Origin of the sequence: Streptomyces wedmorensis (assembly GCF_000716445.1) — a bacterium.
Lineage (GTDB): Bacteria > Actinomycetota > Actinomycetes > Streptomycetales > Streptomycetaceae > Streptomyces > Streptomyces wedmorensis.
The window spans coordinates 156,725-173,255 of record NZ_JNWK01000005.1 but is presented as its reverse complement, the minus strand read 5'-3'; the positions used below and the strand labels follow the sequence as shown (position 1 = coordinate 173,255).

Annotated in this window: 15 protein-coding genes; 11 read left to right on the top strand and 4 right to left on the bottom strand. The window is 71.7% G+C overall.

Annotated features, from left to right (window positions below; all coding sequences use genetic code 11):
- Positions 1 to 16: 16 nt before the first annotated feature.
- The 6 genes from OO54_RS05235 (at position 17) to OO54_RS05215 (ending at position 8,294) form a co-directional block, all read left to right on the top strand.
- The gene (locus OO54_RS05235; RefSeq protein ID WP_033201674.1) at positions 17 to 931 is read left to right on the top strand and encodes an ABC transporter ATP-binding protein; all 915 of its coding nucleotides are present in this window, start codon (positions 17 to 19) and stop codon (positions 929 to 931) included.
- Positions 931 to 1,668 carry an ABC-2 transporter permease gene (locus OO54_RS05230; protein WP_033201673.1) on the top strand — a complete coding sequence of 246 codons (738 nt, stop codon included), beginning with the start codon at positions 931 to 933 and terminating at the stop codon, positions 1,666 to 1,668. Before OO54_RS05235 ends, OO54_RS05230 begins: the two co-directional genes overlap by 1 nt.
- A gap of 232 nt (positions 1,669 to 1,900) precedes the next feature.
- On the top strand, positions 1,901 to 2,074 hold the full coding sequence (locus OO54_RS46315; RefSeq protein WP_017237615.1) for a class II lanthipeptide, LchA2/BrtA2 family: 174 nt from the start codon (positions 1,901 to 1,903) through the stop codon (positions 2,072 to 2,074).
- Between the two features lie 234 nt (positions 2,075 to 2,308).
- On the top strand, positions 2,309 to 4,474 hold the full coding sequence (locus OO54_RS05225; RefSeq protein WP_033201672.1) for a peptidase domain-containing ABC transporter: 2,166 nt from the start codon (positions 2,309 to 2,311) through the stop codon (positions 4,472 to 4,474).
- A complete protein-coding gene (gene lanM, locus OO54_RS05220) occupies positions 4,471 to 7,290 on the top strand; it encodes a type 2 lanthipeptide synthetase LanM (protein WP_033201671.1) in 2,820 nt (939 codons plus the stop codon). Before OO54_RS05225 ends, lanM begins: the two co-directional genes overlap by 4 nt.
- 47 nt (positions 7,291 to 7,337) lie before the next feature.
- Positions 7,338 to 8,294 (top strand): LLM class flavin-dependent oxidoreductase, encoded by a 957-nt coding sequence (locus tag OO54_RS05215; RefSeq protein WP_033201670.1) that lies wholly within the window; start codon positions 7,338 to 7,340, stop codon positions 8,292 to 8,294.
- Positions 8,295 to 8,322: 28 nt separating this feature from the next.
- Here the strand turns inward: OO54_RS05215 and OO54_RS05210 are convergent, their stop codons facing one another.
- Both OO54_RS05210 and OO54_RS05205 read right to left on the bottom strand, forming a co-directional pair.
- A complete protein-coding gene (locus tag OO54_RS05210) occupies positions 8,323 to 8,784 on the bottom strand; it encodes a hypothetical protein (RefSeq protein WP_078905052.1) in 462 nt (153 codons plus the stop codon).
- An 80-nt stretch (positions 8,785 to 8,864) separates the two neighbouring features.
- Positions 8,865 to 9,650, bottom strand: a complete 786-nt coding sequence (locus OO54_RS05205) for an AfsR/SARP family transcriptional regulator (RefSeq protein ID WP_033201669.1) — start codon at positions 9,648 to 9,650, stop codon at positions 8,865 to 8,867.
- 351 nt (positions 9,651 to 10,001) lie between these two features.
- On the opposite strand from OO54_RS05205, the gene OO54_RS05200 reads away from it, so the two are divergent.
- Positions 10,002 to 10,997: a helix-turn-helix domain-containing protein gene (locus tag OO54_RS05200; protein ID WP_234439663.1), complete on the top strand. Its 996-nt coding sequence runs from the start codon at positions 10,002 to 10,004 to the stop codon at positions 10,995 to 10,997.
- A 38-nt stretch (positions 10,998 to 11,035) separates the two neighbouring features.
- Here the strand turns inward: OO54_RS05200 and OO54_RS05195 are convergent, their stop codons facing one another.
- Both OO54_RS05195 and OO54_RS05190 read right to left on the bottom strand, forming a co-directional pair.
- Positions 11,036 to 11,824 (bottom strand): TrmB family transcriptional regulator, encoded by a 789-nt coding sequence (locus OO54_RS05195; RefSeq protein ID WP_157856430.1) that lies wholly within the window; start codon positions 11,822 to 11,824, stop codon positions 11,036 to 11,038.
- Between the two features lie 124 nt (positions 11,825 to 11,948).
- A complete protein-coding gene (locus OO54_RS05190; RefSeq protein WP_033201668.1) occupies positions 11,949 to 12,149 on the bottom strand; it encodes a hypothetical protein in 201 nt (66 codons plus the stop codon).
- Between the two features lie 196 nt (positions 12,150 to 12,345).
- Here OO54_RS05190 and OO54_RS05185 point away from each other — a divergent pair, with 196 nt between their 5' ends.
- From OO54_RS05185 to OO54_RS05170, 4 genes are all read left to right on the top strand, one after another.
- Positions 12,346 to 12,582 (top strand): hypothetical protein, encoded by a 237-nt coding sequence (locus OO54_RS05185; protein ID WP_033201667.1) that lies wholly within the window; start codon positions 12,346 to 12,348, stop codon positions 12,580 to 12,582.
- A 145-nt stretch (positions 12,583 to 12,727) separates the two neighbouring features.
- Positions 12,728 to 14,038, top strand: coding sequence for an esterase/lipase family protein (locus tag OO54_RS05180; RefSeq protein ID WP_033201666.1), 1,311 nt, complete (start codon positions 12,728 to 12,730; stop codon positions 14,036 to 14,038).
- Between the two features lie 11 nt (positions 14,039 to 14,049).
- Positions 14,050 to 15,075: an alpha/beta fold hydrolase gene (locus OO54_RS05175; RefSeq protein WP_033201665.1), complete on the top strand. Its 1,026-nt coding sequence runs from the start codon at positions 14,050 to 14,052 to the stop codon at positions 15,073 to 15,075.
- A complete protein-coding gene (locus tag OO54_RS05170) occupies positions 15,072 to 16,523 on the top strand; it encodes a carboxylesterase/lipase family protein (RefSeq protein WP_033201664.1) in 1,452 nt (483 codons plus the stop codon). Before OO54_RS05175 ends, OO54_RS05170 begins: the two co-directional genes overlap by 4 nt.
- Positions 16,524 to 16,531: the final 8 nt, after the last annotated feature.

The following is a 16,531-nucleotide window of genomic DNA, read 5'->3' as shown; positions in this document are numbered from 1 at the left end:
GACGAGAGGTGCTGTGATGATCGAGGTCGAGAACCTCACCAAACGGTACGGCGCGAAGGTCGCCGTGGACGGTCTGTCGTTCTCCGTGACGCCGGGGAAGGTCACCGGATTCCTCGGCCCCAACGGCGCCGGCAAGTCCACCACCCTGCGCATGATCCTCGGTCTGGACGAGCCCACCGCGGGCCGGGCCACCGTCCTCGGCGTCCCCTACCGGAGCCTGGCGCGCCCGCTGACCCGGGTGGGAGCGCTGCTCGACACCAGGGCCGTGCACCCGGGCCGCAGTGCCCGGAACCACCTGCGGGTGCTGGCAGCCTCCCACGGCCTGCCCGCCACCCGGGCGGACGAGGTACTGGACCGGGTCGGCCTGCTCGCGGTGGCCCGGCAGAGGGTGCGCGGGTTCTCCCTCGGCATGGGGCAGCGGCTCGGCGTCGCGGCGGCGCTGCTCGGCGACCCTGAGGTGCTGCTGTTCGACGAGCCGGTCAACGGGCTCGACCCCGAGGGTGTCCGGTGGATCCGGGAGCTGATGCGGGGGCTGGCCGCGGAGGGGCGGACGGTGCTGGTCTCCTCCCACCTGATGAACGAGATGGCGGTGACCGCAGACCATCTGGTGGTCGTCGCCCGGGGCCGGCTGCTCGCGGACACCCCCGTGGACGCGTTCATCGCCGCGAACTCGGACAGGACCGTGCTGGCCCGGGTGGCCGATCCGGAGGGGATGCGGCGGGCACTGCGGGAGCAGGGCATCGAGTCCGTGCGGCAGGACGACGCGACGCTGGCGGTGAGCGGGGTGTCCGTGGAGAAGGTGGGGCTCGTCGCGAGCGCGGAGAGTATCGCCGTCTTCGAGCTGACCGCTTCATCCGGTTCGCTGGAGGAGGCGTTTATGAAGCTGACCCAGGAACACGCTGAATACCGGGCTTCGACGGGAGGGTTCTGATGAGGCATGCCCTGGCCGCGGAATGGGTCAAGTTGACGACGCTGCGCTCTCCGAAATGGTCCCCGGCGGTTTATCTCGTCCTGATGATCGGACTGGCCTTCGTCTACGGGATGGTTCCCGGCGAGAAGCAGTTGACGGCGCCGGGGTTCGACCCGGTCGGGCTCGGCCTGTCGGCCGTACCGCTCGGGATGATCGTTCTGGTGATCATGGGGATTCTCGCGGTGACGGGCGAGTACGCGTCGGGGTCGATCAGGAGCAGTCTGCTGGCCGTCCCCGACCGGGCCCGGTTCTACTACGCCAAGGTGGGTCTTGTCAGCCTGGTCAGCGGGGTGCTGGCGGTGGTGGGCGTGGTGCCGGCCTTCCTGATCGTGCAGAGCGGCATCGGGGAGCACCGGGCGCCGGCGGGACTCGCCACGGCGGGGCATGTGGCGGGGGCGGTGCTCTACACGGCGCTGCTGGTGGCGTTCTCCATGGGAGTGGCGACGCTGCTGCGGTCGGGGGCGGCGGCGCTGTCCATTCTGCTTCCGCTGTTCTTCATGCTCTCCACGATCCTGAGCAACATACCGGGGGTCGGGGAGGTGGCACGGTTCCTGCCGGATGTGGCGGGGGGGATGGTGCTGCGCGGCTCAGGGGGCGACGAGGTGCTGGGAGCGTGGTCCGGTCTTGGCGTGCTCACCGTGTGGACGGTGGGGGCGGTGGCGCTCGGGCATTGGACGACCGTCCGGCGGGATGTCTGAGGGGTCGACGAACCTCGCACCCCGTGAATGGGCCCCCACGCGAATGCGTGGGGGCCCGGCGCGTTTTCCGGTGCATTTCAGCGTGTGCGTACAAGGGTGCCAGGTCTATGCGTTCGGCGAATTGGGGGCGGACAGACTTGGAGGCGTCCTCCGAAGACGGAGGGCATGCGTTCCGCATTTCGCAAGACGAGTTGCGGGCGCATGTCGGAAGAAATTCGAAAAGGAGAAGACCATGGAGAAGATTCAGGCCGACGTCCTCGGCGGCTACGACGAGTTCGAGCTCGTCGAGATGGGCGAGGCGGACGTGTACGGCGGTACCACCTGGAGCTGCGCCATCGTCACCGCCGTGGCGACCCTGGTGTCCGCCTCCGCCTGCCCGACCACCAAGTGCACCAGCCAGTGCTGAAGCCCTTGACGGCTCTGATACGCGCGGCCCGCTGAACCGGACCGCCGCGTCGGTCGCGACGGACGGGGTGGGGACGGGCCGGACCGAGGTCCGACTGCCCGCGCCGGGATTCCCGGTCTCCCGCCCCGTCCGACGCCCCGTCAACGCAAGCCCCTCTCCTTGCCCGATGTCCAACAACCCGGAGGTGCGGTAGCCATGGGCGCTCGCCCGGAATCACGTCGGACCGCGCGACGCGTGCCGGCCGTCACCCAGGTCGCCCAGACCGAGTGCGGTCTGTGCTGCTGCGTGTCCCTGCTCCGTTACTACGGGCGGGACGAAGGCATCTCCGAGGTCCGCGAGGACATGGACGCGGGACGGGACGGCCTGAGCGCCCGGCAGCTCGCGCGGTTCCTGGAGTCCCGCGGCATGCGCAGCCGGCTGCTGAGCGCCCGGAGCGTCGCAGCGCTCACCCGGTTCGACTCGCCCGTGATCCTCTTCTGGGACGATCACCACTTCGTGGTCCTGGAGAGCTTCGACGGCGATCAGGCCGTCGTCATGGACCCGGCCGTCGGCCGTCGCCGGATGACCTCGGACGAACTCGCCCGGCACTTCAGCGGCGTGGTCCTCACCGCCGAGCCCGGGCCCGCGTTCCGCCGGCTGCGCCGCCGGCCCTTCGCCGACTGGCGGACGATGCCCCTGCTGCCCGAGGGCGCGGGGCGCCGGATGGCCGGTGTGGGCGCGCTGTCGCTGGCCGCCTACGCCGCGGTGCTGGGGATCCCGCTGCTCACCGAATGGTCCGTGGACCGGTTCTCCGGCTGGACGGAGCTCGGCGACCACCTGTGGGTCATCGGCATGGTGGTCGGCGCCGCCGTCGGCTACTACCTGCTGCATCTCCTGAGGATCCTGCTGCTGTCCTCGCTGGTGTCGGTGCTCGGGCGGCATCTGATGGACCACGCCTTCACCCGGCTGCTGTTGCTGCCGTACCGGTTCTTCACCACCCGTCAGCCAGGCGAGCTGCTCTTCCGGCTCGGCAGCGTCAACGCCGTCCGCGACATGCTCTCCTCCCGGGTCGCCCAGGGCGTGCTGGACGTCGGCACCATGGTCTGCGTCAGCGGCTACCTGCTGCACGTGGAGTGGCGGCTCGGGCTGATGGCGCTCGCCCTGGTGCTGGGCAACGCCGGCTATCTGGCCGCCACCCGACTGCGGGTGCTCGAGGCGGTCGACATGGAGATCACCCACCTGGGCAGGAGCCAGTCGCTGCAGCTGGACGCCATCGTCTCCATCCCGACCATCAAGATGGGCGGCTACGCCGACCAGTACCTGGACACCTGGCGCGAGACCTACGCCGCCTCCCTCGACGCGATGAAAGCGCGGATGCGGCTGCAGCAGGGCCAGGTGACCGGTGTGGCGGCCACCATCCAGATGTTCGGGCCGCTGTTGCTGCTGCTCGCCAGCCTCTACTTCGTCGGCCGGGGAACCATCAGCATCGGCGGGGCGATCGCGGTGCAGACCGTCGCCGCCACCTACTTCGCGATCTCCACCTCGGTGTTCCAGGCGTACGCGGAGTTCACCGAGACCAGCCGCTACATGTCCCGCCTGAGCGACATCACCCGCACCGAGCCCGAGGGCCATGGCGGCGACCGCAAGGAGCTGGAGTCCGCCTCCGTCCAACTGGACCAGGTGTCCTTCCGCTACACCCGGCACAGCGAACCGGTGGTCCGCGACGTCACCATGGACATCCCGGCCGGCGCCCGGGTCGCCCTGGTCGGCGCCTCCGGGTCGGGCAAGAGCACCCTGGCCCGGATCGTCTGCGGCCTGCACGAACCCACCTCCGGCTCGGTCCGCTTCGGCGGCCGGGACGCCGGCGAGTACGACCGGGACTCCCTGCGCCGAGTGATCGGCTACATCCCGCAGGAGGTCCACCTGCACAACCGGTCGATCCTGGAGAACCTCACCCTGGGCCAGGACATCCCCGAGGAGACCGTCCGGGAGTTCTGCCGCGAGGCCGGCATCCTGGACTTCCTCGACGACCTGCCGATGGGTCTGCAGACCTTGGTCGCCGAGATGGGCTCCAACTTCTCCGGGGGGCAGCGGCAGCGGCTGGCGATCGTGCGCACCCTCCTGCAACGGCCGTCCATCCTCGTCATGGACGAGGCCACCGCCTCCCTGGACACGGTCAACGAACGCCGGGTGACCCGGCTGATCGAGGGAATCGGCGCCACCCAGATCGTCATCGCGCACCGCCTGTCGACGATCGAGTCCGCCGACCTCATCTACGTGTTCGACCAGGGCCGGATCGTCGAGCAGGGAACACATTCAGAACTCATGGACGGAGGCAGCGTGTACCGGGACCTGTACGCGGCGACAGCCGATGGGGCCGGCCGGACGGCCGAACTGCTGGTGGAAGGTGCCGGGGCATGAGCGAGAACATGGTGGCCATCGAGGCCTTCCTCCCCTTCTACTCCCATGTGGTCCCCCGGTCCGCGGTCGAGAAGGAGCTGCGCGAGCCGTTGCTGCGGGCTGCCGTCCCGGACCGCCGCGACAGCGTGCTGGACCAGGCCCACGAGGCCCTGCTGAAAACGGTGGAGACGCAGTCCTACCGGATGCTCATCGGCGAGTTCCACGCCTTCCGCGAGCAGCTGGGCCTACCGATGGAGTCCGGCGGCGACACCGCCCTGCGCCGCTTCACGGCCCGTCTGGAGGAGCCCGGCACCCCGGACGCCCTGCTGGAGAAGTACCCGGTGCTGCGGCTGCGACTGACCGCGATGCTGTCCCACTCCCTGGACGCCTACTGCGAGTTCCTCACCGCCTTCGCCGACGACCACCCGCTGCTGGCGGAGGCCGGACTGCTCGGCGAGCCGGGCGACGAGGGCCGGCTGCTGTCCGCGATCTCGCCCAGCGGCTCCGACCTGCACAACGACAGCCGTCAGGTACACATTCTCCACCTGGCCAACGGGACCGGACTGGTGTTCAAGCCGCGGCCGCTCACCGCGGACGACTTCGTCCGCGACCTGTACCGGGCGGTCGGCCCGTACCTGGAGCACCCGCTGTCCCGCTGCGTCCCCCGGTCGTTCACCGTGGGCACGCACGGCTGGCAGGAGTTCACCGTGCCGGCCGCCATGGAGCAGGCGGACCAGCCCGCCCGCTACTTCTACCGGATCGGCGCGCTGGCGGTGCTGTTCGGCTCCATCGGCGCCACCGACCTGCACGACGAGAACCTGCTGGCCTGCGGCGAACACCCGTGCGTCATCGACACCGAGACCATGCTCCGGCCGGACGCCGGGGTGGGCGACGAGTCGCTCCCCGACGCGCTGATGAACCACACCAAGCTGTCCGTCGCCTCCACGATGCTGGTGCCGATGGTGAACCCGACCTCGCCGGTCGACTTCATCATGGCGGGCGTCGGAGTGGCGGGCGACCAGCCGTCGTCCATGACCAGCGCCGTGATCCGCGACCCGGGAACGGACGCCATCTCGGTGTCACGGGAGCCCTTCAACTACCGGCAGGGCGACAACGTGCCCCGGCTGGGCGAGACGCACCTGATCGCCACCGACTGGTTCGACGCCATCCTGGCCGGCTGCCGTGCGGCCCTGACGGCTCTGCGGGACGGCGTCGTCACCCGCGTCCTGGAGGCCCACCCCGGGGTGCCGGTGCGGCTGCTGCTGCGCTCCACCATGATCTACGGTCGCTTCATCGACGCCTCCACCCACCCGAAGTACCTGGTGGACCCCAAGGAGGCCGAGCGGCTGTTCGGACTCCTGAAGATGCACCAGGACTACCTGTCCCCGGAGGCGGAGCGCTTCGCGGCGGAAGCGGAGCGCGCCTCGCTGCACGGCGGCAACGTGCCGTACTTCGTCACCCGGGGCGACTCCGACGCGCTCGGCACGGTCAACGGGTCGACACCCGGGGTGTATTCGGCGACCGCGCTGGACTTCGCCCGGCGCGGCGTCGCCCACAACGCGGCCCGCACCGACGCCTACCACCACTTCCTGCTCGAGGAGTGCTTCGGCGAGCTGTGCGGCGAGGACACGCCCGGCGGGCTCTCGGCCTCCGGGGTCTTCGGGGGGCACCTGCTGGCCGGGGCCCGTCCCGGCGCCTGGTGGCGGGCGATCGCCGGCCGGATCGCCGAGGTGCGGGTGCCGGTCACCGGTCCCGGCGGACAGGAGGAGTGCGGCTGGGTCGGCGGCATCGGCCCGGACCGCGACGCCTCCACCATCACCCCGGGCAACTTCGTCTCCTTCCACGACTCGGCCGGCGTGGTCTCCTTCCTCAACCGCGCCGCCGCCCGCGACGGGAGCCTGGCCGGCCCGGCCGGCAGCGCCGACCGGGGGCTCACCACCCTGCTCGCCGAGTACGGCGAGGCGCTGCTCCAGCGCCCCGAGTCGGTGTTCACCGGGGCCGCCTCGCTCCTGCTGGTCCGACCCGAGGACCCGGAGACCGCGTCCGCCCGGATGGCCGGCCTGCTCCAGGCCCTCCAGGACCGCGCGGCGGAAGGCGAGCTGGAGACCGACCTCTCCAACGGCCCGGCCGGGCTGCTGATGGTCCTGCTCGACCGTCTCCGCCGCGACGGCTCCTCCTTCCCCGCCGACGCCGCGACGGTCGAGCGGCTCACCGACCTGACCCTGTCCCACCTGGGCAGGGAGCGGGACACCCACTGGTCGGACCTGGCCCACGGCGAACTGGGACTGCGCTGGGCGGCCGCCCGGACCGGATCCGTTCTGGGACTGGAGCGCACCGCCAAGGAGGCGGCGGACTGGCTGATCGGCCGCTGGGAGCGGGACGGCGTCCCGGCGGAGCACGGCTGGTGCAAGGGCGCTGCCGGCCTCCTGCTCGCCGGCTCGGAGATCCTCGTCGCGGCGGGCCGGGAGGACTGGCTGACCGAGTCCCGGCTGGCCGATCTGGTCGGCCGGGCGACCGCCCTGGCGCCCGGCCGCGCGGTGGACCTCTCCGTCTGCCACGGCAGCAGCGGCGTCGTCCAGTGCCTGATCGGCGCGGGCCGCACCCTGGGACGCGCGGACCTGTTCGAGCGGGCCGCCGCCCATCAGACCGAGGTCCTCGGCCGGATCCGCGAGGACGGCTACTTCACCGGCGCGGCCGGCCGGACCTCACTGATCGGCTACATGCTCGGCTGGGCCGGCGTGGGCGACACCGACCTGATGGTCGACGCCCTGCTCAGCGGCGCGGACCCGGCCGGTCTGCGCCTCCCGCTGGAACTGTCCGCGCCTTCCCGGAGCTGACCGCCCGCCTGTCATCCGCTCCACCACTCGTCGAAAGGGCTGCCGGGATGCGGCACTCGATCCTCCTCCCCGTCAACGCCACCCGCCCCGAGCAGGTGATCCCCTTCGCCAATCTCGTCAAATGGGGTGGCGCGGCCCGACTGTGGCAGGGCCAGGGTCTCGTTCTGGACAGCCATCACATCGTGAGCTGGTTGGCCGGCTCCGGAATCAGGGTGCCCGCCGGGTTCGGGGTGTCGCTGATGCCCTACCGCTCGCCGTACAACGCGGCGATCGAGGCCCGGTCCGTGGCGCTGGCCACCGGGCACGAGGTGGTGGCCGGCTACGGTCCGGGCTCGCTCGCCGCGCAGACCTGCGCCATGGGACGGCCCTACCCAAGTCAGCTCACCGCCTGCCGGGAGTACGTCACCATCGTCCGGGACCTGCTGGACGGCGGGATCAGCGACCGCGAGGGGGAGATCTTCTCCGCCAAGGCGCAGCTCATGCCGTTCCACAAGCCGGAGGTGTCGCTGGGCCTCGGCGTCCTGCGGGAGCGGATGGCCGAACTCGCGGGAGAACTCGCGGATGTGGCCATCACCTGGATGGCCTCGGCGGCGTACCTGGAGAAGTTCCTGATCCCGGCTCTGCGGAGCGCGAAGGAGCGGCGTCCGGAGGAGCCGGTCAAGGTCACCGCCTACGTTCCGGTGGCACTGGCCGGCCCCGACCGGGACATGGCGAAACTGCTGCGGGCGACCTGCGGGGGGCACATCCAGTTCCCCCACTACCAGGCCGTCCTGCGGCGGGCCGGGATCAGGATCACCGGCGACGGCGGGCCCGACGACGTCCGCGCCCTGGTGGACGGCGGGATCTTCCTCTACGGGACGGCCGAGGAGATCCACCAGCGGCTGGACGCCTACCGGGCGCTCGGCGTGGACGAGGTGGTCCTCAACGTCACCGGGGTCGGCGCGGTGCACGGACCCCGCGCCGCCGCGTCCGACCTCTACGAGATCCTGAAGGCCGCACCGTGACCGGGCCGGTCACTGTCCGCCCGGGACGTCAGGAGCGACCGACCTCGTCGGCGGACGGTTGCCCGCTCCCGAGCTTCCGAGCCCGCTCCAGGTCACGGGCCAGATGTGCCCGGCGCCGCCCGTTCCTGCGGCGGCTGCGCCGGTCCTCGGCAGTGTCGTACATCAGCTGGGTGTGGAAATAGTTGACGTGCTCCAGGACGGCGAAGAGCGCGAAGAGCAGGCCCGGGATGCTCCCGGTCCCGGGGGAGTCGGCCACCGCGAGAACGGTGAGCGGCACGCCGAGCCCGAGCAGCACGAGGTTGACCACCCGAGCGGCGGCGAACACCGCAGCCCCGGGCAGCGGCGCGCCGCTGCCGGCGGACAGGGCACGGAGCTTGACCGTCCAGTACGCGGCGCCCTCCAGCAGGAGCAGCGTGACCAGTGCGAACCCGAAGAGGTTGGCGGCCGTCGCCGGCACGCCGACCACGCCGAACCAGATGGCCGTCTGCAACGGGACGTTGACCAGTTCCCCTACCGCGAGCGACCGAAGTCGCCGTCGGACCCGGGACCCGGCCGACCGGATGCCCGCCGTCACTGGCGCGCCATCTCGGCCACCAGGCGGTGCGCCCGCTCCGTGTCCCAGGTCAGCGCGGCGGCCCGGATGGCCTCGACGCCGGGAGGGACGTCCAGGCCCAGCTCGTCGGCGAAGACGGTCCGACATCGCTCGATCACGCCCAGCGCGCCGGCCACGTCGCCCTGCGCGCAGTAGGTGGCGGCGAGCAACTGCCACAGCCGCTGCCGGTAGGGGGCCTCGGCCAGCACGGTCTCGATGCGGTACGAGAGCATCTCGGTCCGATGGGTCAGCAGGCAGGCGGTGAAGAAGTCCTGACAGGCCTCGAAGCGGGTGTTGCTGAGGCCCACGGTATGCGCGTGGAACCACCGGGTGGCCGGGAGCCGTTGGCCGAACGGGCCGCGCCAGAGGGCGAGGGCCTCGTCCAGGTGGCTGACCGCGGCCCGGTGGTCGCCCGCGGCGAGCAGTTCCTTGCCCTTCCGGGCGAGCTTCAGGAAGCAGGACAGATCGAGTTCGTCCGCGTCGACGCTGAGGGCGTACCCGGTCTCCGCGCCGCGGCTGGTGGTCAGCCGCTTGCTCAGTCCCGGCAGCGCGGAGTCCAGGCCGCGGCGGAGCCCGGTGAGGTGGCTCCTGATGTTGGCCACCGCCGAGCTCGGCGGGTCGTCCCACAACAGCTCGGTCAGCTCGCCCATGCCGACGAACTGTCCCCGGCGCAGGAGCAGCGCGGTGAGCAGCGCGCGGCGGGCTGCCGACTGCGTCTCGGCACCGCCCGCGATCCTCACAGGTCCCAGCAGTCGGAAAAGCATCTGGCTCTGCCACCTCTCGTGTGAAGTGCTGAGGCAGGTACCGGCCCCGGGCCGCAGGGGCCGCCGGCGGCGGCATCGTGTCCCCCTCGCGTCGTGTGGTCAGCACCACACCTCCCTCACGACCGAATATGGCAGCGCCCAAGGCGGCGAGGAACAAGGCCTGTTGGCCAGATACGGCCAACCCGATGCAGGATCCGGCCTGATCGCTTCTGGGCCGGAGATCCTACTGCTGAGTCACCAGGGGCTCCTGGGGAAACCTTTACCCTTCGGGCACCTCCCTTCTACAATTCCTGCAGCACACGCCGGCCGGATCCTTCCCGACGTCCTCTCCCACGGGAGTGCCTCTTGCTCGTGCACCACATGGCGGTCCTTGGTCTCACTGCGGCGGAAGAGGAGCTCTACCGGCACCTGCTGCGCAACCCCGGAGTCGAACTCGACGAAGTGCACGTCCTGTTGAGGCAGGAACCCCTCTGCCTGGAAGCGGCGGTGCGTCGGCTGCGGGAACTGCACGTCATCCGCGAGGACGACGGCAAGGCGTGGCCGCACAAGCCGGACCTGGTGGTCAACCGGCTGGCCCAGCAGCGCCTGGAGGAGTTCTACAGCACCATCCGCACGCTGTCCGACCTGAAACCCATCGTGGACTCCCTGGCGCGTGACGCGCGCGACCAGGGTCCGAACTCCGAACACGCCCCGGTGGAACGGCTGATGGGGTTATCGGCCATCCGTGAACGTCTGGACGAACTGGCGTTCTTCGCCCGTGCGGAGGTTCTGGCCTCCGAGCCCTACGACGCGCTCACCCTGGAGAACATCAAGCACTCCCGCCCGCTCGACCTGCGCTGTCTGCGCCGTGGCGTCGTCCTGCGCAACCTGGTCCGCGCCTCCGCGGTGGCGGACGACACCACACGGGCCTACCTCCAGGAACTGACCGCCGCGGGGGCCCGGATCCGGGTGGTCGAGGACCTGAGCGAGCTGATGATCGTGTACGACCACCACACCGCGCTGGTGCCGGTGGACCCGAAGAACACCTCCAAGGGCGCCCTCTGCTCGAGCGAGGAGGGGATCGTCACCACCGTCGTCAACAATTTCGAGCGTCTGTGGGCGGGGGCCGAGGAGTTCACCGACCTGGTCGGGCAGGGGGACGACTCGTCGAGCGATCCCGAACTGACCGATCTGCAGGTACAGGTGCTGCGGGCGATGTGCACGGTCGGCAAGGACGAGACCGGCGCCCGTCAGGTGGGCACCGCACTGCGTACGTACCGCCGCCACATATCGGAGCTGATGCGGCTCCTCGGCGCGGAGAACCGCGCCCATGCGGCGTTGCTGGCCCGAGAACGAGGGTGGGTCTGACAGTCGGTGGATCTGACAGCCGGGGTGTGACCCGGCCGTCAGCCATCCCCGAATTCCCGGGCGTCCGCCCAAAGCCGCTCGAAGTGGTTGACGACCGTGCTCACCATGCCGGGTTCAGCCGTGACGAACGCGCCCTTGGTGATGTCCGAGGGCTCGACCGGCACCAGCGCGGTCCCGCCGTCGCACACGGCCATCGGGCTGTCCGATGAGGACAGCACCCGCACCCGGGCGCCCGCTTCGGCCAGCCGGCGCAGGTGGGCGACGGCCATCGGGTCGGCGAGCATGGACTGCCACACCAGGAGCCGCACGGTGACGCCGCGCGCCAGCATCCGCAGGCCCAGCGGCAGGGTCATCCGTAGGACGCGGGGGTCGACCTCCTCGCAGAGCCCGCCCGCCAGCACCTCGGAGCGGGTGCTCAGGGCGAGGGCCTCCACCCTCGCCCGCAACGCGGAGGGACCGGTGATCCGCTCCACCAGCCGGCTGTCCTGCGGAGGCGTGTCACCCTCCTCGGGCCGGCCGGCGGCGGCCGCCTCGTCCTCCAGGGAGCGCACCACCGTGTAGACCTGGGCAAGGCCGCGGGTGATGGTGTGCAGCTCGGCGAGCAGCCGCTCGGCCAGCAGGCCCACCACCGCCTGCGGCTCCTCCGGCCACAGCGCGCCGTCGCTCTCGACCACGGCGCCCAGGGCCTTCAGTCGCCCCACGGCAGCCGCGCCGGCCCCGGGCGGGTGCCAAGGCGCGGCGACGATCTCGGCGACGGCGCTGCCGGGATGCCTCAGCAGGTGGCGGTACGTCTGCTCCTCGGCCGGGGTGATTCCCAGGATCTGCATGCGGTGCATCGGCGGTGCTCCACGGTCGGTCGGTGACGAGGTACTGGAAAGGCGGCGGGCCGCGCGTCGTGCTCGGCACCCGGACCGCTGGACCCACCCCCCGTGGCGGGCTTGCCGCACAGGATCAGGTGCCCGGCTTCTCCTGCCAGCCGTTGACCCAACACGCGTTCAGGGGGTCGAGACAGCCGCCCGCCACGACGACGGCGTCACCGCCCGCCGGTGCGACACTCCCCGCGAGGGCGGTGAACGCCCCCGTCGTCGCCAGTGCGGTCAGCATCGCCGCCGCGATCCCTCGGGCAGCCTTGCTGGTGGCGGTACGCATCATGGTTCTTCCCCTCCCGGCGCCCGGCGCCGTTTCCTCAGAGGTGCCCGGGACGAGATCCCCGACCACATCAGAAGCATCGCAGCGAACCCCCTCCTCCACAGGACTCCCCGTTGGCATGCTCCTGCCTCCGCACCGTGCACGATCCTGCCACCGCCGACGGGCCGGGCTCGTGGACAAAGCGCCTTGGAGTCCTCAGGTGGCCCTTGCGGTCCTGCGGGTGGCCGCACTGATGGGCGCGGTGGCCTCGCTCGTCCTGTTCGCGCCGGGAGCCGCCGCGCCGGCCCAGGCCGCCCCCCGCGGGGTGCTCTCCGGCGGCGCCGCGTCCCAGGCGGTCGCGGCGGTCGACTCCGCGTGCCGGCAGATCGGCACCCCGTACTCCTGGGGCAACGACCAGGCCAGGGACGACAACGGCACCGTGATCCCGGACTGCTGAGTCTTCGGCACCACTTGCACGGCTTCCATTGTGTGGTTCGGTCACATGCCCCGTGCGTGCGCGTCCGCCTACCGTGTGCGGACCCGGTGCCGGGGCGGCCATCGGGTGGACGCGCCACGAGCGCACGAGCGGGAGGGGCCGGAACATGGCCGACAGACGGAGTCCTGGGGGCCGGTGGCGACTGCGCGCCGCCCGTGTGATCGCGGTGGCGGGGGTCGTCGCGGCCGCGTTGGTGACGCCACCGGCCGCCGCGAGCGGCGCGACGGCCGCCGCCCCGCCCCCGTACCTCACCCTGGAGGCGAGTTACGGGGCCGGGACCGTCACCAACGGCTGGGAGCGTGTCGAGCGCTATCTCGACACGACCACCGGCTTCCGTACCGAGGGCTTTGCGCCGGACGGCAGGGGTGACCAGGACGGCAAGCGGGTCACGTACTTCGGCGGTGTCTCCCGGCCTTCCTCGGGCCGGTTCCTGCTCTACTCGGCCCCCGGGTGGAACACCGGAAGCCGCACCACCCCCGTCCTCCTCGTCCACGGCGCCAACGACACCGCGGACCGCGCCTGGGCCAACCCCGGCGAATCCGGCGGCTACGGCTGCGGCGCGGCCTCCTGCCCGTCCACCGGGCTCATGCAGTACCTCTCCCAGCGCGGCCACCGCGTGTTCGCCGTCGGCTTCGCCCACAAGCAGGGCGACAACCTGATGCAGGCGCAGATCGTCGGCGACGCCATCGCCGCCGTCAAGGCGAAGCTCGGCGTCGACAAGGTGGACCTGGTCGGCTGGAGCAAGGGCGAGATGTCGACCCGCGCGTACGTGTCGTCGCTGAAGCCGAGCTGGGGACGGGCGTACGCCGGCGACGTGCGCCGGCTGATCACCGTCGGCGGCCCGAACGGCGGCTACGACTACCCGTACGCCCACGGCTGGGCCCACGACTTCTCCATCTGGCCCGCGTGCGGCGGCCAGGTCAACGCCCCCTCCCCGCACTCCCACATGACGTGCTACGGCACGTACACCGCACGCCCCGAGTTCTCCATGACCCCCTCCGGCGGCTACGACAACTACCCCGGACAGCGCCAGATGCTGGCCCGCTGGGACGGGGTGTACGGCGTCGACGGCGCCGCCCAGGACTGGTACACGACGTACTACGGCGGCCAGGGCTTCTACACCGCCGGCGGCGGCATCCAGGCCGCCATCGACGCCGGATCGCTGATCGCCCCCCTGCACGCCGCCGGGGTGCCGGCCTCCGTCACCACCTACCTCCTCGCCGGCGGCTCCGCCGACATCGTCGGCATCTTCAACGAGAACCGCGGACCCAGCGACGGAGTCGTCTTCATCTCCAGCGCGCTCGACACCACGGGCATCCCCACCGTCGGCGGCAAGGCCACCATCGCCGCCGCCAACCACCTCGAACTGGGCTGGCACGGCTCCGCCGCCGCCCAGGTCGCCACCTGGCTCTCCTGAAGGACCCGCAGATGACCACGCTCCACACCCGCCGCGTCGCCACCGGCCGGCTGACCCAGCAGATCACCGAAGCCAGGACCGAGGGCGAACCGGTCGTCTTCCTCCACGGCAACGTCTCCTCCTCCGCGTTCTGGCACACCACCCTGACCACGCTGCCGGACCCCTACCGCGCCCTCGCCGTCGACCTGCGCGGCTTCGGCGGCACCGACCCGCTCCCCGTCGACGCCACCCGCGGCCTGCGCGACTACGCCGACGACCTCGCCGACCTCCTCGCGGCGCTCGACATCGACCGGGCACACCTGGTCGGCTGGTCCATGGGGGGCGGCATCGCCCTGCAGTTCCTGCGCGACCACCCGGCCGCGGTGCGCTCCCTGACCCTGGTCAACCCGGTCTCCCCGTACGGCTTCGGCGGCACCCACGGGGCGGACGGCACCCTCAACTCCGAGGACGGCGCCGGATCCGGCGGCGGCACCGCCAACGCGGACTTCGTCCGGTTGCTCGCCGAGGGCGACCGCGGCGAGGACTCCCCGCTCTCGCCGCGCTCCGTCCTGGCGGCCTGCTACGTCAAACCGCCCCTGCGCCCCGAGCACGAGGACGCGTACGTCGACTCCATGCTCACCACACGCCTCGGCGACGACCACTATCCGGGCGACAGCACGCCGTCCACCGCCTGGCCCGGGATCGCGCCGGGCACCCGCGGCGTGCTCAACTGCCTCGCCCCGGTCCACTTCCGTGTCGACGACCTGCATCTGATCGACCCGAAGCCGCCCGTCCTGTGGATCCGGGGCGAGGACGACGTCATCGTCTCGGACACCTCCATGTTCGACCTGGCACACCTGGGCGCGCTCGGCGCGGTGCCGGGCTGGGACGGCACGCCGGCGCAGCCGATGCTGGCGCAGACGCGGCACGTCCTGGACCGCTACGCGGAGGCCGGCGGCACCGTACGGGAGGTCGCCGTGGCCGACGCCGGGCACGCCGTCCACCTCGAACGCCCCGAGGAGTTCGGCAAGGCACTCCTGGAGGTGCTGTCGGCATGACGGTGTGCCGCACCCGGCAGGGGGAGGTCCGCGGCCGGACCTCCCCCGACGGGGTGACGTCCTTCCTCGGCATCCCCTACGCCGCTCCGCCCTTCGGCGCCCTGCGGTTCCGTGAGCCCGCCCCGCCCGAGCCCTGGACGGGCGTGCGCGACGCCACCGCCCACGGACCTACGGCGCCGCACGCCCCCTACGCCCCGCCCTTCGACGCGCTCATCCCGGAGAACGACATCCCCGGCGAGGACTGCCTGAACCTCGACGTCCGGACCCCCGCCCCGGAGCCGGGCGCGGGCCTCCCCGTGATGGTCTGGCTGCACGGAGGGGCGTTCACCAACGGTTCGGGCTCGGCGTCCGGGTACGACGGAAGCGCCTTCGCCCGGGACGGCGTCGTCTGCGTCACGCCCAACTACCGCCTGGGAGCCGACGGCTTCCTGCACCTGCCCGACCGGCCCGACAACCGCGGCCTCCTCGACCAGATCGCGGCACTCCGCTGGGTCCGGGACAACATCGCCTCCTTCGGCGGCGACCCGGACCAGGTGACGGTCTTCGGCGAGTCGGCGGGCGCGATGAGCATCGGCGCGCTGCTGACCACCGAAGCGGCCCGCGGACTGTTCCGGCGCGCGATCCTGCAGAGCGGAGCCTGCCACCACCACCTGCGCCCGTCGTCGGCGCGACTGATCGCGGCGCGCCTCGCGGAGAAACTGGGCGTCGAACCGACCCCGAATGCCTTCGAAGCCGTCCCCTTGAAGGAACTCCTTCCGGCCCAGGCCGAGCTGCGGGCCGAGGTGGCTGCTGATCCGGACCCGGAGAGATGGGGCGAGGCCGTCCTCAACATGATGCCCTTCGAACCGGTCCAGCCGGGTCCTACCCTCCCCGGCCCGGACTGCGACGTCGACCTCCTCGTCGGCAGCAACCGCGAGGAGTACCGCCTGTTCCTGGTCCCGACGGGGCGACTCGACGTCTTTCCCGAATCCTCGCTCCACGCCATGACCGCGGGATACGGCCTCGACCCGGCCGAAGCCCTGCCCGTCTACCGGGCCGCCCGCCCCGGCGCCACGCCGGGCGAACTCCTCGACGCGGTGGCCACCGACTGGTTCTACCGGATCCCCGCCGTCCGCCTGGCCGAATCCGTCCCGGGCTCGTACCTCTACGAATTCGCCTGGCGCTCCCCCCGATTCGACGGCGCCCTCGGCGCCTGCCACGCCCTGGAGCTGCCCTTCGTCTTCGACCGCCTCCACGACCCGGCGTACGCACCGCTGCTCGGCGCCCACCCGCCCCAGGCACTCGCGGACGCGATGCACGGCGCCTGGGTCTCCTTCGCGACGACCGGCGACCCGGGTTGGCCCGCGTACGACGAGGACACCCGCGCGACGATGACCTTCACCACCACACCGACCGTGGTCGGCGACCCACGCGCCCGGGAACGACTCCTCTGGGAGGGCGTCCGCTGACCGCGGTC

Bases quoted from the DNA above. Each gene is read 5' to 3' on its own strand.
- OO54_RS05235 (WP_033201674.1), top strand. From the start codon at position 17: ATGATCGAGGTCGAGAACCTCACCAAACGGTACGGCGCGAAGGTCGCC.
- OO54_RS05230 (WP_033201673.1), top strand. From the start codon at position 931: ATGAGGCATGCCCTGGCCGCGGAATGGGTCAAGTTGACGACGCTGCGC.
- OO54_RS46315 (WP_017237615.1), top strand. From the start codon at position 1,901: ATGGAGAAGATTCAGGCCGACGTCCTCGGCGGCTACGACGAGTTCGAG.
- lanM (WP_033201671.1), top strand. From the start codon at position 4,471: ATGAGCGAGAACATGGTGGCCATCGAGGCCTTCCTCCCCTTCTACTCC.
- OO54_RS05215 (WP_033201670.1), top strand. From the start codon at position 7,338: ATGCGGCACTCGATCCTCCTCCCCGTCAACGCCACCCGCCCCGAGCAG.
- OO54_RS05205 (WP_033201669.1), bottom strand. From the start codon at position 9,650: ATGCTTTTCCGACTGCTGGGACCTGTGAGGATCGCGGGCGGTGCCGAG.
- OO54_RS05195 (WP_157856430.1), bottom strand. From the start codon at position 11,824: ATGCAGATCCTGGGAATCACCCCGGCCGAGGAGCAGACGTACCGCCAC.
- OO54_RS05190 (WP_033201668.1), bottom strand. From the start codon at position 12,149: ATGATGCGTACCGCCACCAGCAAGGCTGCCCGAGGGATCGCGGCGGCG.
- OO54_RS05180 (WP_033201666.1), top strand. From the start codon at position 12,728: ATGGCCGACAGACGGAGTCCTGGGGGCCGGTGGCGACTGCGCGCCGCC.
- OO54_RS05175 (WP_033201665.1), top strand. From the start codon at position 14,050: ATGACCACGCTCCACACCCGCCGCGTCGCCACCGGCCGGCTGACCCAG.
- OO54_RS05170 (WP_033201664.1), top strand. From the start codon at position 15,072: ATGACGGTGTGCCGCACCCGGCAGGGGGAGGTCCGCGGCCGGACCTCC.